Below are 14863 nucleotides of genomic sequence, written 5' to 3'. Positions count from 1 at the left end.
CGCTCCCAACACTCGTCGCAGCTTTAGCGCGTCAGCCAGAACTCGCGTTGTAAGGCCAGAGTTTCTTCTTCGATCTCTGCCACCGGCCCGAGCAGCGAAATCGCTTTCTGCCCGTGGCTGAAGATCCAGGAGGCCGGAACTCTCATCGTCGGGTTTTCCTGATGGCTGCCGGTGCAGGCCAGCAGCTGTTCTTCACTCATGCCGTAAACCACTCTGCCAATATTGGCCCAGTAAATGGTACCCGCGCACATGCAGCAGGGCTCAACCGCCGTGTAGAGCGTGCATTGCCAGAGATACTCCGCCGGGTAGTTGCTGGCGGCGATGCGCGCCAGCGTCGACTCCGCATGGTTAACGGTATCAATGTTGCACTGGGTAAGCAGCACAGTGTGGCCATCCGGCGCCACCAGTACCGCGCCGAAAGGGTGTTTGCCGAGGGCAATTGCCCGGCGGCCCACCTCGTTGGAAAGTCTGAGAAACTGAATATCACCAGGGGTAATCAAAGTGCTGTCTCCGTGTCAGATGGGCGGCGATGAAGTAAGGCATTCAGCAGGACGGCGGTGAAGCCGCCGATAAAAATCCCGCTGTCCATAAACAGTTTTACCGAGGGCGGAAGGTGCTGGAACAGGGCCGGGAAGGCTACAGGCAGCACGCCAACCGCTATGGATACCGAGACGATCAGGACATTTTTCTCATCGTTAAAATCGACGGCTTTTAACTCCCGCACGCCGGCCGCCAGGGTCATCCCAAACATCAGTACCGCCACGCCGCCGAGCACCGGGCTGGGAATGATCGCCACGATGGCGCCGAGCTTGGGAAACAGACCCAGGGCCACCAGAATCAGCCCCGCGGCGATCAGGATGCTGCGGCTGGTGACCCTGGTCAGCATCAGCAGACCGGCATTTTGAGAAAAGGCGTTGTAGGGGAAGCTGTTCAGGCACCCGCCGACCAGGGTCGATAGCCCGTCGGCGCGGATCGCGTCAGCCAGACGCCGGGAGGTGGTGGGTTGGCCAATCAGCTTATCGATCAGCAGAATATTGCCCGTGGTCTCGGTCATTACGATCAACATCGACAGGCACAGCACCACAATCGGCGCGAGCGAAAACTGCGGCATCCCAAAGGCGAACGGCAGGCTGAAGCCGACCCAGGAGGCCTGCGTCACGGCGTCGAAATGGCTTAAGCCGCACAGCCAGGCTCCCAGCGTGCCGATCAGCAGCCCGAACAGGATACTGAAGTTACGCATCACGCCGCGGGTATTGCAATAAAACAGCAGGGTCACGACGAGGGTGGCAAAGCCGAGCAGCAAATTACGCGGCTGGGCAAAATCGGGCGCATCCGGGATCCCGCCTCCCAACCAGATTGCCGCGGCCGGCATCAGTGAAATACCAATCAGCGCGATGACGCAGCCAATCACCAGCGGCGGGAAAAAGCGCACCAGGCGGCTAAATATCGGGGCCACCAGCAGCGTGAACAGGCCGCAGGCGATCACCGAACCGAAGATAGTGGCGATGCCGTACTGCTGCCCGATCATCAACATCGGCGCCAGCACGATAAAAGAACATCCCTGGATCAGCGGCAAGCGACTGCCGAAACGGCCAATCCCGATCGCCTGTAAAAGCGTGGCCAGCCCCGAAGTCAGCAGGCAGGCATTGATCAGGGTAATCGTTTCGCTACTGCTCAGCTTCAACACGGCCGCCAGAATCAGCGGGACGGTGACGGTGCCGGCATACATCACCAGGACGTGCTGGAGTCCAAGAGAGGCAATGCGTTTTACGCTAAGCGAGTGGGTGGTGCTGTGGTTTTCTAAAACGGTAGCCATGGTAATCCCCTGAAAATACGCGAAGGAAGAGGCCGCCACTATATGTGGGGAAACGTGATATAAGTTAGTCAGCTGTTTTCAGTTTTATTGAAATCTGGGGAGCAAAATGCGCTATTCATTGGAGCAACTTATGGTCTTCGAGCAGGTTGCCCGCTCCGGCTCGTTTTCTGCTGCCGCACGGGTACTGAAGCGATCGCAGTCGTCGGTGAATATGGCGATGAGCAATCTTGAAGACGAATTTAATGTCCGCTTATTCGAGCGCTCGCCGCGCCAGGTCACGCTGACCGGGGAGGGCGCGGTGCTACGCGAATACATCAAAACCGTGCTCGAACAGTGCAACGTGCTGGAGCAGCGGGTCGGTGCCTACAATGTGCAGACCGAAGCCAGCCTGACCCTGGCGATCGAAGTGCCTTACCCGACTATCGCCCCGGTTTTATATGAATTTGCTATGACTTTTCCTCAGGTTGATATCCATATCCGCGAGCCGCATCAGGGGGATGTGACGGGGCTGGTGAGCAGAGGCGAGGTGGACGCCGGGATCGTGATTTCCCGCAGAATTGACGGCGATCGGCTGCAGTTCGTCCAGTTAGGCAAGGTTATTATGGTGCACGTGGTCAGCGCCTCGCACCCGCTGGCGAGCCAGGGCCCGGTCTCTTTCGCCGATCTGCATCGCTGGCGCCATATTACCTTTGGTCCCCAGCAACAGCACATTGCCACCACCGAATACCTCGGCAGCCCGATGCTGTGGCGCGTCGAAAGCTATAACGCGATGATCGCCGCCGCCAGCGCGGGACTCGGCTGGGCCTCCCTCCCGCGGTTGTTTGTCGAAAAAGAGCTTAACGAAGGTCAGCTGGTTGAGCTGCGACAGCAGGAGTATCCCCACACCGACTGGGTGGTCGGGGTCGATTTGCTGTGGTCGAAGCACCAACGGTTGGGAAAATCGCTGCACTGGCTACGGGATCGGCTTATCCAGCATAAAATCTTCGAGCAGGATAATAGCGGCAACCGCACCACGTTATAGCCCCGCGCGCGCTAACCCCAGCGACAGTCTCTGTCACATCGCATGTGCATCATTTTTGCTGTTTAGCCGTTTTTGTTGGCGGACAGCTGTCGGTGCCCTGCATGATGACTTTTTCATTTTGCGTGTCGGTTCCATAGATGCAAATTTTACCCTCATCGGTCTGGACTTCTTCCTTGAGTGGTAAAATAACGTCCTGAGCAATGGCACTGCATGACATCGCCGCAATGAAAGCGAGGGTTGGCACGGCTAACGTTCGTTTCATCGGTTTTCTCCTGAGGTCAATCTCATCTTGAGATCTTCTGCATAATCATCGTGTAAGGGGATATCTGCTTTTATGGTGGTGTGACGACTTCTGACCAGAGCGTGTGACCACGCTCTGCAACAACAACGCCTTTCTCTTTCTGGTCTGGACTATAGCTATTACCTGACACAACGGAAAGCGCTTTCCGTTTGTGGGGAAATTAATTGTGATTAGGATCACCAGAAATCATCAATTGCCGACAATCTGATGTGGATGTACTGGATTAATGGCGGCGATCCCATCATTGGATACATCGTTTCCGTTGCCATCCGCTTTGTGCCATCTCTGGCCTCGTGAATATGCTATTTCGCTGCTATCCATAACCTCTTTAAGCATTTTTGTGTGACTTAAATCACTAATAAATCCTTTTTTATCTCGGATCTGTGATTTGGTCCGGTAAATGTGGAAAGCGCTTTCCGTTAAGGGATGTACATTCCCTTTTTTGATCCGTACATTTCCACTGCAACGTTAAGCAGTGCAAATAATAAACAAAGGGATCATATGAGAAAGCTAATTAAATCAATACCTCTGTCCTTGATCGCCGTAACGGTAATGAGCAGCTACGCCAGCGCAGATGATAAATACGACTTTCAGCTGCATGGTTACATGCGTTCCGGGATTCTGGCTAACAGCGACGGAAACCGTTCCAACTCTGTGGGGTTAATGCCGGATGGCAAATGGCGTCTTGGTAACGAAGAAGACACCAAAATTGAACTGATTCCGACGGTGACGCTGAAATCAGATACCGGCGCGGTGGCCCGTATTCAGGCCAACCTGACGCACCAGACCAAATGTACCGCCGACTGGAACTGTCGCGATGACGACGGGCATGACGTTCAGTTCCGTGAAGGGTTTGCTGAACTCAGCAACCTCGATTTTGCTCCGGATATCACCTTCTGGGCCGGTAAGCGCTACAGCAGCTCCAACACCTCCAGCCACCAGTTTGACTGGGAGTACATCCAGTACAACGGAACCGGCGGTGGTTTCGACAATATGGACCTCGGGTTCGCCCGTTTTGATGCCGGGGTTTATGCCTTCTCGCCAACGGATGAAACCGATGCCTATCCGGTTGATCAGGGCGACAAGGGTTACCCGGATGATTACTCCCTCAACCTGTGGTTCAAGAAAATTGGGGGCACCGGTCTGGACCTCGAATTTATCGGTCACCATATGAACCGCAACGAAAACCATCCGACGTCGGCAGAAAAGGGCTACGGCTTTACCGGGGTATACAACTTTGATGGTTTCTATGGCCTGACCGGCGGATATTCCCGCATTGCCTTCCAGTACGGCAAAGGGCTTGCGGCGGCTGACTCGCTGGGTAAAAACGGCTGGGGCTGGGCGAACCTTGAAGATACCCAATCCTGGCGGGTGGTGCTCGATAACCTGGCGACGATGGGCGATCTGGAAATCTCCACCTTCGCGTTCTACCAGAAAGACAAGAATTACCGCTGGTGGACCAGCGATGAAAATGGCTGGGGGCGCTCCATGTGGGTCGCCGGGATTCGACCTTATCACCAGATCACCAGGAACTTCGCCATGCAGTACGAGCTGGGTTATGAGTATCTCGACGACAAAAACTACATGGGGGTTGATGGCAAAGGTAAGGGCGGGCTGACCAAAGTGACCATCGCGCCAACGCTGACCTTTGATTCCGGGTTCTGGGCCCGTCCGCAGCTGCGCTTCTTCGTCACTTATGCCAAGTGGGATAAGGGCGTATCTGATGCGCTTGATGGTAGCTACAACTGGAGCACCGGCAGCATCACCTCGGGCAGTTATACCCGCTCGGGTAGTTCTGACACCCTGAATTTTGGTATTCAGGCTGAAGTCTGGTTCTAAGGAGAAGAACGATGTTTATCCCCGTAAAAAAAATCCTGTTGGTTTCACTGCTGTCAGCGCTGGGATGCGCTGGCGCAATGGCGGCGGAACAGTCCCATTTTGAGCACTTCATCACCCGTGATGGGGCGCAACTGAAGGATGGCAATCACGTCTTCCGCTTTGCCGGGATCCATGCCCCGGAACTGCACCGCATCGAAGATGATGCACGCGGAACCTGTAAAGCCGACCCCCGAGGATGGGGGCAGTACTTCAAGTGGCCCACCGCAGAAGAGCAGGAAAACTGGATCAAGGCGATGGTGAAAACGGGCGCGAAGGCACAGCGGGTTTATGTGCTCTCCGTGCAGCAGGAAAATGACAAAGCCTGCGGTCGCGAAACGCATATCCTTGCGCCCGAAACGCCTGACGGCATGCCACGGCTGAACGAAACGGCGATGAAAGTGTACGACAACATGATCGCCGAAGCGGACAAGCAGGGCTTAAGGCTGATTCTGCCGTTTATCGACCACTGGTGGTGGTGGGGCGGGCGTGAACAGCTGGCGGCGTTTTACCATGAAAAACCAGAAGATTTTTACCGTACAGACAGCAAAACGTATCAAGCATATCAGGACATCATCCGTCAGGTGATCACGCGCGTTAACAGCATTACGGGCCGTCACTATTACGATGAAAAAGCCATTATGGCCTGGGAAACGGGTAACGAGCTGGAAGATACCAATGCGAGCTTCCTTAAAGAGACCGCAGCCTGGATCCGTAAATGGGCTCCGCATCAGCTGATTGTCGACGGGACCTATAAAAAGATTAATGATTTTTCCATCAACGATCCCAACGTCGACATTGTCAGTAACCACTATTACACCAACGCGGGCAACAACCATCCCGACCAGGTACGCAAAGATCTGGAGGCCATCGGCGGTAAAAAGGTTTACCTGGTTGGCGAGTTTGGTCTGCTGGACCACAACGAGCTGAACAACATCATGCAGTCTATCGTGCATACCGATGTTAACGGGGCGCAGGCGGCTGGCGGCTTTATCTGGGGGTTCCGCGGCCATCGTCATGACGGCGGGTTCTACTGGCACAAAGAGTATACCGGCCACTATAGCTACCATCTGCCGGGCTTCCCGGTAGAAGGCAAAGCTAACCAGGAAATGGAGGTGGTCAATCTGGTTCGCAATGCGTCCGCGCAGATGGCCGGCCTGAGCGCAGCGCCTGCGCTTCCCGTTCCGAAAGCTCCGAAGCTGAGAGCGACGGATTCGCCTTTTGCCATCAACTGGATGGGGGCGCCGGTCGGTCGTTATTACGATATTGAACGAGCCACCAGCGCGAAAGGGCCGTGGAAGATCGTCGGCAAGGATGTCTCTGACGGCGTCAATGAGTGGGACCCGTCAAAAATGGCGCTCTTCCGTGATGATTACAGCAGCCTGCAATTAGGGAAAACCTACTACTACCGCGTCATTGCGAAGAACGAAAGCGGTGCATCAGCGCCTTCTAACGTCATCAGCGTTAAGCATACTCAGGAAAACCTGGCGCCGGTGGTGACGCTGGGCGCTGCCCTGACCACCACGCAGGATAAAGGGGTGCCGCTCGTTGCCACATGGCGTGATGACGAGCTCCCCGCGCGTCACGTCACGGTGGCGTGGAGTACCGGCGGCAACGACAAGGCACACGTGTGTGACAGCAGCAAAGCAGAAACCCGGGCCTGGTTCTCAGCCCCAGGCGAGTATGACCTGACCTTTACCGCCAACGATGGCCTGCTGAAAGCGAGTAAAACCGTGAAGGTGTCGGTCACCGAGCCTGCCGGCAAGCTGCCTGCCGATTATTGCAAATTCAGCGGCGAGGTGCTGGATGTTAAGCAGGGTGAACTAAACGTCGTGAAAAGCAGTGAAAACCAGCTGGCTATTGCTGACGATGGCTTCCTGGGTCCTTTTGCCAATGATGGCGATAAGGTGACGTGGAAGGTGAATGCCCCCTGGGAAGGCAAATATGTCCTGCATGTGAAGTTCAATGGGAAGTGGGGCGGTAAGAAAAACTCCTTCGTGGTTAACGATGGGTCGCCGATTGGTATTGAATTCCCGCAGACGGATGAAAAAGGCCAGCAGATCGTCGTGCCTGTCACCCTGAAGGCCGGTGAAAACGTGGTGAGCTTCGGTAAGTTTTCTGGCGACTGGGGCTATATGTTTATTCAATCTATTGCCGTGACCGCTGAGTAATGGCTTTGGCTGCGCCCATTGGGCGCAGCATTTTTTACAGGAGGGGTTATGACCCGGTACCCATTGCAAGATAACGCCCCGCTCTGGTTTTCAGAACGGGCATGCCGTTCTCACTTCACTCCCGATGTATTGATTAAGGTCACCCTATGACTCAGGTATTTTATCGTCTGCGTAATAACATCAAGAATTATGCCTGGGGCAGCCGGACCGCCCTGAACACGTTATTTCATGTGCCAAACCCTGACGATCAGCCACAGGCCGAGATGTGGATGGGAACGCATCCGGCGGGATGTTCCGAGGTGGAGTGTGGGCAAAGCGCCCGGTCGTTGCAGACCTTAATTGCAGAAGATTTGACCGCTATGCTGGGCGAACGCGCCGCCACGCGCTTCGGGCAGCTCCCGTTTTTGCTGAAGTTTCTTGCCGCCGACAGCGCGCTGTCTATTCAGGTACATCCCAATAAAATGCAGGCGGAAGAGGGGTTTTCCCGGCAGGGGAACCAACCGGGAGAGGCCTATAACGACGACAATCATAAGCCTGAGCTGGTGTATGCCCTGACGCCATTTATGGCCATGAATGGCTTTCGCCCGTATCAGGAGATTGTGAATCATTTCCTGCGGCTCAATGCGCCCGAGCTGACCGGCGCGCTGACCGAACTGCGCAGCAATATGACCGCCGACGGGCTGATGCCCTTTTTCCTCAGCCTGATGCAGTTGGATCCGGCGCAGCGCGAAAGCGTGCTGGCCCGCTTGTCCGCATGCATTGATAGCGGGGGACTCAACCATCTGAACCCGTTTATTAGCCGGCTTCAGCGCGACTATCCGGGCGATATCGGCATCCTGGCGCCGCTGTTTTTGCACTGCATTACGCTTAACCCCGGTGAAGCGATGTTCCTGTGGGCCGGCACGTTGCACGCCTACGTGAGCGGCACCGCGGTTGAAGTGATGGCCTGCTCCGATAATGTGCTCCGGGCCGGGCTGACGCCAAAAAATATCAATCTGGCGGAGCTGGTAAAATGCACGGTATTTACGCAGACGCAGGCCGAGAGTCTTAAAATGTGCGCCGGGAACGTCGATGTGACGCATCGCTACCCGATCCCTGTGGAGGATTTTCAGTTCAGCGTTATCGACCGCTGTCAGCAGAAAATCATCCCCGTCACCAGCGCGCAAATACTGCTGGTATTACAAGGTTCGGCGACTCTGTGCCACCCTTGCGGTGAAACGCTTTCGCTCTCTGCCGGACAGTCCGCTTTTATCCCGTTTTCGGCGCAGGGATATCAACTGACTCAGGAGGGGAAATGCTGCCTCGTGAGTTATTAACGACGGCGTGAATCTGCCAGTATTTATTTTAGCCCTCAGCCTTCATTCTTAACTCTCCATCGTTATCCCTCATTCCGGGCAGGCTTGCCCGGCTTTGGCCACACTGCCGTAGGCGGTGCTGGCCTGTTTTTTAATCGTGTTATATCAATAACCGCGAATAGCGATCGTGGCGGTGATTAATAATAGGCTGCATTTAATTAGCGTGGTAAATACCTTGAGCTTATAGGATTCGTCTTAAATAAATGTGGTGAAAAGCTTTTTTAGTGGGGATTATTAAGAAAATGTAATGATTCCTACGACCAGCGTCAAAAGATATTTAAAGCATTAAAATAAAAATAACAAAATAAGCGATGGAATATTATAAAGTTAATAACAAAAATGCGTCATTCACTTTAAGTGTATTTAAAACAATGAGTTAAAACAGAGCTTTCAGCCAGGTCTGACCTCTTTTCTTGTTTTGCTATGTCAAATAAGATGCGGTTGTCCAACACAGTCTGTTGAATAAATTTGCCGGGTTTGCAACGGCATCGGTCAGGTTAAAAATAAAATAAGACAGGGTTAAAAATGAAAAAGAGAGCAATCGCAGTGATGGGGGTGATGGTCAGTTCATTATTTCTTTCGGGGTGTGTCATCGCACCGGCGAAGGAGGGGCATCATCACCATCATGCCGACAAGATGATTACACGCGACGGGGTTTCTTTGCCGGATTGCGAAACCTTACCTGATGCCAGTCAGGCCGATAATGGCTCACGTTGTTGGTACCGTTGAAAGGGTCAGTAGATGAAAGCGAAATATATTATCGGTGTGGCGCTGGTCGCCGGTTCATTGTTTCAGCCGGTATTTGCGATCAGCGAAGCTTATCGCGCACAGCTGGAACGTTCAGGATGTACTCAAGTCAGTGAAGCGAACGGGACATGCCATGTCGGGCATGCCTCTCACCAGTATCAGGACGCGGATAACCATAAGCGCAACGCCAGACGCGAGGCCGCGGAGGATATTGCGCACGATCTCGATGCTAATATTGCCGGGATGTATCAGGGGCAGGCCGTAGATTTTATGCAAGAAGAAGGCTGGCATTCCATCAATGATGAACATACCCGTTGGAAAAAATCAGGCTTCACGGTGGCGTTTGATATGACCACCTCCGGGAGACTGGCCGGGGTTACGGTGCAATAAAAACGACACAGTCGTGAATGATGGCACAGGGATGTGATATCCCGACAGTGTATCTAACGTGAGTATTTATACCCGAACGATCACCAGTATATTGAGAAAATATCATGTCTGAGGAAGTGAAGATAAAAAGAACGCTTCTCGGGAAAATATTTCTATGGCTGCTTATTGCATTTTGTATCTGGTTTATCTATTTCACCCTGGATGAAGGGGTATTCCTTTTTAGTGAAATGAATAATGGTGTGTCAATTGAAATGTTTTCAACAGAGCTTTCTATCGTGCTAGTGATTACGGTGGTGCTATTTATTTTGGGGGCGGCGATCGGTTTTCTGGCGTGGCTGACGCGACCGACGGCAGATCAGGAATCCCGGGATCATTTCTGGTCGTGAACCATACTGACGCTGTTTAAGGGGATGGCGCAGCGTGAATACAGGGCGCGGATCGATCCCGCGCCGTGATGATGAGGCGATACCATAACGATAATCCTGCTAACCCGGTTAGCAGGATGATTCGGGTTGGCGGCCCCGTCGCTTACTTCCTCAGCAGTCAGTCAGACCCCCGTGCAGCATTAAGAATTTTCTCGCCAATAGCATCAATATGTTACGTCTGTCTGGGAAATTGATAGCCGCAGCCTATATTGACCTGCCGACCTGATAAAACTACTGTATATATAATCAGTATTTATGTGGTGGGTTTATCATGAAGTTTTACACGCCAGCCGAGTTACACCAGATGGCTCCGCTCCCCTTATTCAGTGACGTTGTACAGTGCGGCTTTCCCAGCCCGGCGCAGGATTATGTCGAAAAACGCATCGACTTAAACGATCTGTTGATTAGCCACCCCAGCGCGACCTATTTCGTGAAAGCCGCCGGGGACAGCATGATCGACGGGGGCATCGGGGAGGGCGATCTGCTGATCGTCGACAGTTCACGCAAGGCCGCGCACGGTGACATTGTGATCGCCGCGGTCGACGGAGAGTTTACGGTCAAAAAGCTGCAATTGTGGCCGCTGGTACAGCTTAACCCGATGAACAGCGCCTATTCCCCGATCCTCGTTGGCAGCGAAGAGACCCTCAATGTCTTTGGCGTCGTCACCTACATCATTAAATCTGCAGGCTGAATATGTTTGCGCTCTGTGATGTTAACGCGTTTTATGCCAGTTGCGAGACGGCCTTCAGGCCGGACTTAAGCGGCCGACCGGTGGTGGTATTGTCAAATAACGATGGCTGCGTGATCGCCCGATCGGCCGAAGCGAAGCCGTTTGTGAAGATGGGCGAGCCGTACTTTAAACAAAAAGAGCAGCTTCGTCGGCACGGCGTGATCTGCTTTAGCAGCAATTACGAGCTCTACGCGGACATGTCGAATCGGGTCATGACGACGCTGGAAGAGCTGTCTCCGCGCTGTGAAATTTACAGCATCGATGAGGCTTTTTGCGATCTGACCGGGGTGCGCAACTGCCGCGATCTCAGTGACTTTGGCCGGGAAATTCGCGAAACGATAGGGCGCAGAACTCATCTCACCATCGGCGTCGGTATTGCCCAGACCAAAACTCTGGCCAAGCTGGCCAACCATGCAGCAAAACAGTGGCAGCAGCAAACGGGCGGCGTGGTGGATTTATCGAACCGGGAGCGGCAGAGAAAATTGATGGCTCGCCTGCCCGTCGGGGAAGTGTGGGGCGTCGGCCGCCGCATCAGCACAAAGCTCGAGACCATGGGCATAAAAACCGTCCTGCAGCTCGCGGATACCGATATTCGTTTTATCCGCAAACATTTCAACGTGATCCTGGAGCGGACGGTGAGAGAGCTGCGCGGCGAGCCTTGTCTGGCACTGGAAGAGTTTGTGCCGCTGAAGCAGGAGATTATCTGCAGCCGATCGTTTGGCAGCTATATTACGGCGTATCCCGATATGCACCAGGCGATATGCAGCTACGCCGCGCGTGCCGCCGAGAAGCTGCGCGCCGAGCATCAGTACTGCCGGTTTATTTCGGTGTTTATCAAAACCAGCCCCTTTGCGCATAACAGCCCCTATTACAGCAACAGCGCGTCGGTGAAGCTGCTCACGCCGACGCAGGACAGCCGGGATATTATTGCGGCGGCCATCCGCTCGCTGGATGCGGTCTGGAAAGAGGGGCATCGCTACCAGAAAGCCGGGGTTATGCTGGGGGATTTTTACAGCCAGGGGATTGCCCAGCTCAATCTTTTCGACGACAACGCACCGCGCAAGAACAGCGAGAAACTAATGGCGGTGCTGGACGATCTGAATGCGAAGAACGGAAGAGGCGCGCTCTATTTTGCCGGGCAGGGGATACAGACCGGATGGCAGATGAAACGCGATATGCTTTCTCCGCGCTACACTACCCGCTACAGCGATCTGCTGCGGGTGCGCTGATAAGGCTGTGCTGTGATGGTGGTGGAGAGGGGGCGCGGTGTCTGAAGGCTCGTTATGTCGCCATCCGGCGCAGGACGCGCCCGGGATGGCGGCACAGAAACCATTAACGGTTTAAGTTTTTGAGCAGCTTGACGGTCTCTTCGATGTCAATCTCATCTTCCGAGAAGATAAGAGTCGTGCCCTGGAAGGTGGTGATCGCCAGCTTTTTCAGCGAGCGCATCTCCCCCGGTTTCGCGGCGGATTTCGGTCTGATATTGCCCATCAGCATCCCTACCGACAGCACCGCATTCTCTTTATCAACGGAGGCATCGGCCGGAACTTCTTCGCTGTACACGAGGTAAGATTTGATCGAGGTGATCTTCAGGCGCTCGCCGGCAATATAGAGATTTTTGCTCTCCGGGACGACCTTCACCGCATAAGCGGACAGGCCTTTATTATTGGTGGTGGGTTCAAAGGTCACCGCCGCATCTTTCTTAATCAGGTCAGGGTTGGCGACCTTAATCACATGAAAATAACGGTTATCACCGTTTTCATCTTTGATAAATCCAAAACCTTTATCTTTAAACCAGGTTGTGATCGTGCCATTCATCGCCATTATCGCCTACTTAATCGTTTATCTACTCAGTTTTTGCAGCGCGCAGTGTAAAGCACAATGCCTGCGCAGACCACGCCTTTGGCTTAAGTCTGGACGATAAATTTGTGCTGCGCGAGTGGCTAACGGCGAAGAGAGGTGCCGTCAGCCGTTGTATCGTGGATTTTGACCCGCCGGGTTTACTATATGGCTGGCAGAGCGCACAGCCATCACCTGTTACCACATCAAATCATCAGGAATTTTAAAATCAGCGTACGGATCGTCTTCGTCCTGCGCTTCCTGAGTCAGGTCGCTATTGAACACAATGCTGCTGGCGTCACGCTGGGCAATCTTATCGGCCACGCTGGCAGGGATAATCGCGTATACGTTATCGCCATTGGCGTCAGTGGTCAGGCGCGCGATAGCAAGCCGGCCATTGGTGAGCTGCGCCTGGGTCAGCTTGTCCACCGTCATCTGCTTGATTAAGTTACCGTCGGTGAAGTTAAACGTAATATTGCCCTTTGAAATGGTGATGCGGTTCATTTCAATAAGCTGTTTTACCTGCGCTTTATACTCTTTTGATAACGTCGCCTGCTTTTGTTGTTCACTCAGCAGCTTGTCGCGTTCCTGCTGCGACTGCTTATTTTCAGCGACCGCCGCACGGGCCTCACGGGCCTGAACGCGTGATTTCTTCGCCGTTCTCTGGACCTTAGCCGCCTTCTTACTGGTGACTAATCCCGCTTTGAGCATCTGTTCTTGTAAAGTAAGTTTTGTCATCGTCGTTTCTGAACCCGTTGAATAATGCAGGGGATTATACCTGCAATTTTGACGACTGTAACAGGTTCCAGCCCACGAACCTGCATGGTGGCTGCCTGCCAGGCCTGTCGATCGCGTCCATATCCCTGGAGGACAGGATGGTGCAAAATTGCGCATGCACAGCGATAATTGTTATCGCGATCATATTTTTCCATTTTGGCGAGCATAAATAAGAAGGCCTTAAGGTTATTTTAATCTTTCCTTTTTCTTATTTTGAAATAAAGCATTTTCAGATAATCAAATTATTAAGCGCGGTATATTTAACTGTTTTCTTTTTATGGGAATTGTTTTCATTATCATTCCCATTTCGCTGTGTTTTAATCCTTTTCGGCCAGGCTATCGGCGGCCATTTATTCAAACATACTAAGGATTAGCATATGAATTTTCGCCTGTCGTCCTACTGTTCCGTCGCGCTTGTCGCCTCATCGTTATACCTTGCCCCTCAGGCCATGGCGGCTGACAACGCTGAAGGCATCGTGGTGTATAACGCCCAGCATGAAAACCTGGTCAAGTCGTGGGTGGATGGTTTCACCAAAGAAACCGGCATCAAAGTGACCCTGCGTAACGGTGGCGACAGCGAGCTTGGGAATCAGCTGGTGCAGGAAGGGAGCGCGTCGCCAGCCGATGTTTTCCTGACGGAAAACTCCCCGTCGATGGTGCTGGTCGATAACGCGAAATTGTTTGCTCCGCTTGATGCCGACACCTTAAAACAGGTCGCGCCAGAATATCGTCCTGCCCACGGCCGCTGGATTGGTATCGCGGCACGCAGTACCGTTTTTGTCTATAACCCGGAAAAAATCAGCGAGTCTCAGCTGCCTCATTCGCTGATGGATCTGGCGAAACCGGAATGGAAAGGGCGCTGGGCTGCATCCCCGTCAGGTGCCGACTTCCAGGCTATCGTCAGCGCGATGCTCGCGCTGAAAGGCGAGCAAGCCACGCTCGACTGGCTCAAAGCGATGAAAGCGAATTTCGTGGCCTATAAAGGCAACAGCACGGTCATGAAAGCCGTCAACGCCGGGCAGATTGATGGTGGCGTGATCTACCACTATTACCGCTTTGTCGATCAGGCAAAAACCGGTGAAAACAGCAAAAACACCAAGCTGTATTACTTCAAACATCAGGATCCGGGCGCCTTTGTCAGCATCTCCGGCGGTGGTGTCCTGGCGTCCAGTAAACATAAAGAGCAGGCGCAGGCCTTTATTAAATGGATCACCGGTAAGCAGGGTCAGGATGAGCTGAGAACCAACAACGCATTTGAATATGCCGTGGGCGTAAATGCCGCATCGAATCCGAAACTGACGCCGCTGAACGAACTGGATGCGCCGAAAGTTGAACCTTCTTCGCTGAACAGTAAAAAAGTTATCGACCTGATGACGCAAGCTGGCCTGCTGTGATCCCCCGGTGAAGTGAATACCT

15 protein-coding genes are annotated in these 14863 nt (G+C 53.4%); 10 read left to right on the top strand and 5 right to left on the bottom strand.

The annotated features are described in order from the left end of the window. Positions 1-23: 23 nt before the first annotated feature. Together HF679_RS09800 and HF679_RS09795 are read right to left on the bottom strand one after the other, a co-directional pair. Positions 24-500, bottom strand: coding sequence for a nucleoside deaminase (locus HF679_RS09800; protein WP_187042930.1), 477 nt, complete (start codon positions 498-500; stop codon positions 24-26). Beyond that, the gene (locus HF679_RS09795; RefSeq protein ID WP_187042929.1) at positions 497-1816 is read right to left on the bottom strand and encodes a nucleobase:cation symporter-2 family protein; all 1320 of its coding nucleotides are present in this window, start codon (positions 1814-1816) and stop codon (positions 497-499) included. Before HF679_RS09795 ends, HF679_RS09800 begins: the two co-directional genes overlap by 4 nt. Positions 1817-1922: 106 nt before the next feature. Here HF679_RS09795 and HF679_RS09790 point away from each other — a divergent pair, with 106 nt between their 5' ends. Next, positions 1923-2837: a LysR family transcriptional regulator gene (locus tag HF679_RS09790; protein WP_123753700.1), complete on the top strand. Its 915-nt coding sequence runs from the start codon at positions 1923-1925 to the stop codon at positions 2835-2837. A 49-nt stretch (positions 2838-2886) separates the two neighbouring features. On the opposite strand, the gene HF679_RS09785 is transcribed toward HF679_RS09790, so the two are convergent. Beyond that, a complete protein-coding gene (locus HF679_RS09785) occupies positions 2887-3099 on the bottom strand; it encodes a hypothetical protein (RefSeq protein WP_154143340.1) in 213 nt (70 codons plus the stop codon). 540 nt (positions 3100-3639) lie between these two features. On the opposite strand from HF679_RS09785, the gene HF679_RS09780 reads away from it, so the two are divergent. From HF679_RS09780 to HF679_RS09745, 8 genes are all read left to right on the top strand, one after another. Further along, positions 3640-4977, top strand: a complete 1338-nt coding sequence (locus tag HF679_RS09780; protein ID WP_123753702.1) for a maltoporin — start codon at positions 3640-3642, stop codon at positions 4975-4977. Between the two features lie 11 nt (positions 4978-4988). Then, positions 4989-7184, top strand: a complete 2196-nt coding sequence (locus tag HF679_RS09775; protein WP_187042928.1) for a CBM35 domain-containing protein — start codon at positions 4989-4991, stop codon at positions 7182-7184. A 146-nt stretch (positions 7185-7330) separates the two neighbouring features. Beyond that, a complete protein-coding gene (gene manA / locus HF679_RS09770) occupies positions 7331-8500 on the top strand; it encodes a mannose-6-phosphate isomerase, class I (RefSeq protein ID WP_187042927.1) in 1170 nt (389 codons plus the stop codon). A 564-nt stretch (positions 8501-9064) separates the two neighbouring features. After that, a complete protein-coding gene (locus HF679_RS09765; RefSeq protein ID WP_123753705.1) occupies positions 9065-9268 on the top strand; it encodes a hypothetical protein in 204 nt (67 codons plus the stop codon). Positions 9269-9280: 12 nt separating this feature from the next. Next, the gene (locus HF679_RS09760; RefSeq protein ID WP_123753706.1) at positions 9281-9676 is read left to right on the top strand and encodes a hypothetical protein; all 396 of its coding nucleotides are present in this window, start codon (positions 9281-9283) and stop codon (positions 9674-9676) included. 104 nt (positions 9677-9780) lie between these two features. Continuing rightward, the gene (locus HF679_RS09755) at positions 9781-10062 is read left to right on the top strand and encodes a hypothetical protein (RefSeq protein WP_187042926.1); all 282 of its coding nucleotides are present in this window, start codon (positions 9781-9783) and stop codon (positions 10060-10062) included. 310 nt (positions 10063-10372) lie between these two features. Then, positions 10373-10792, top strand: a complete 420-nt coding sequence (locus HF679_RS09750; RefSeq protein ID WP_123753708.1) for a translesion error-prone DNA polymerase V autoproteolytic subunit — start codon at positions 10373-10375, stop codon at positions 10790-10792. A gap of 2 nt (positions 10793-10794) precedes the next feature. Beyond that, positions 10795-12060, top strand: coding sequence for a Y-family DNA polymerase (locus HF679_RS09745; protein WP_123753709.1), 1266 nt, complete (start codon positions 10795-10797; stop codon positions 12058-12060). 103 nt (positions 12061-12163) lie between these two features. Here the strand turns inward: HF679_RS09745 and HF679_RS09740 are convergent, their stop codons facing one another. Both HF679_RS09740 and HF679_RS09735 read right to left on the bottom strand, forming a co-directional pair. Continuing rightward, the gene (locus HF679_RS09740; protein ID WP_154143332.1) at positions 12164-12655 is read right to left on the bottom strand and encodes a cold-shock protein; all 492 of its coding nucleotides are present in this window, start codon (positions 12653-12655) and stop codon (positions 12164-12166) included. A gap of 213 nt (positions 12656-12868) precedes the next feature. Beyond that, positions 12869-13408, bottom strand: a complete 540-nt coding sequence (locus HF679_RS09735) for a DUF2058 domain-containing protein (RefSeq protein ID WP_123753714.1) — start codon at positions 13406-13408, stop codon at positions 12869-12871. Between the two features lie 416 nt (positions 13409-13824). Here HF679_RS09735 and HF679_RS09730 point away from each other — a divergent pair, with 416 nt between their 5' ends. Beyond that, complete coding sequence (locus HF679_RS09730) at positions 13825-14841, top strand: iron ABC transporter substrate-binding protein (RefSeq protein WP_123753715.1); 1017 nt, start codon at positions 13825-13827, stop codon at positions 14839-14841. Positions 14842-14863 lie beyond the last annotated feature (22 nt).

This window comes from Enterobacter sp. JUb54 (assembly GCF_014298075.1).
GTDB lineage: Bacteria > Pseudomonadota > Gammaproteobacteria > Enterobacterales > Enterobacteriaceae > Klebsiella > Klebsiella lignicola.
Note: the sequence above shows the minus strand (reverse complement) of the source record. Positions and strands in the feature narration are given on the sequence as shown.

What these genes read in the sequence shown, in the direction of transcription:
- HF679_RS09795 (WP_187042929.1), bottom strand. Translation starts at nt 1,816, where the DNA reads ATGGCTACCGTTTTAGAAAACCACAGCACCACCCACTCGCTTAGCGTA.
- HF679_RS09790 (WP_123753700.1), top strand. Translation starts at nt 1,923, where the DNA reads ATGCGCTATTCATTGGAGCAACTTATGGTCTTCGAGCAGGTTGCCCGC.
- HF679_RS09785 (WP_154143340.1), bottom strand. Translation starts at nt 3,099, where the DNA reads ATGAAACGAACGTTAGCCGTGCCAACCCTCGCTTTCATTGCGGCGATG.
- HF679_RS09780 (WP_123753702.1), top strand. Translation starts at nt 3,640, where the DNA reads ATGAGAAAGCTAATTAAATCAATACCTCTGTCCTTGATCGCCGTAACG.
- HF679_RS09775 (WP_187042928.1), top strand. Translation starts at nt 4,989, where the DNA reads ATGTTTATCCCCGTAAAAAAAATCCTGTTGGTTTCACTGCTGTCAGCG.
- manA (WP_187042927.1), top strand. Translation starts at nt 7,331, where the DNA reads ATGACTCAGGTATTTTATCGTCTGCGTAATAACATCAAGAATTATGCC.
- HF679_RS09765 (WP_123753705.1), top strand. Translation starts at nt 9,065, where the DNA reads ATGAAAAAGAGAGCAATCGCAGTGATGGGGGTGATGGTCAGTTCATTA.
- HF679_RS09760 (WP_123753706.1), top strand. Translation starts at nt 9,281, where the DNA reads ATGAAAGCGAAATATATTATCGGTGTGGCGCTGGTCGCCGGTTCATTG.
- HF679_RS09755 (WP_187042926.1), top strand. Translation starts at nt 9,781, where the DNA reads ATGTCTGAGGAAGTGAAGATAAAAAGAACGCTTCTCGGGAAAATATTT.
- HF679_RS09750 (WP_123753708.1), top strand. Translation starts at nt 10,373, where the DNA reads ATGAAGTTTTACACGCCAGCCGAGTTACACCAGATGGCTCCGCTCCCC.
- HF679_RS09745 (WP_123753709.1), top strand. Translation starts at nt 10,795, where the DNA reads ATGTTTGCGCTCTGTGATGTTAACGCGTTTTATGCCAGTTGCGAGACG.
- HF679_RS09740 (WP_154143332.1), bottom strand. Translation starts at nt 12,655, where the DNA reads ATGGCGATGAATGGCACGATCACAACCTGGTTTAAAGATAAAGGTTTT.
- HF679_RS09735 (WP_123753714.1), bottom strand. Translation starts at nt 13,408, where the DNA reads ATGACAAAACTTACTTTACAAGAACAGATGCTCAAAGCGGGATTAGTC.
- HF679_RS09730 (WP_123753715.1), top strand. Translation starts at nt 13,825, where the DNA reads ATGAATTTTCGCCTGTCGTCCTACTGTTCCGTCGCGCTTGTCGCCTCA.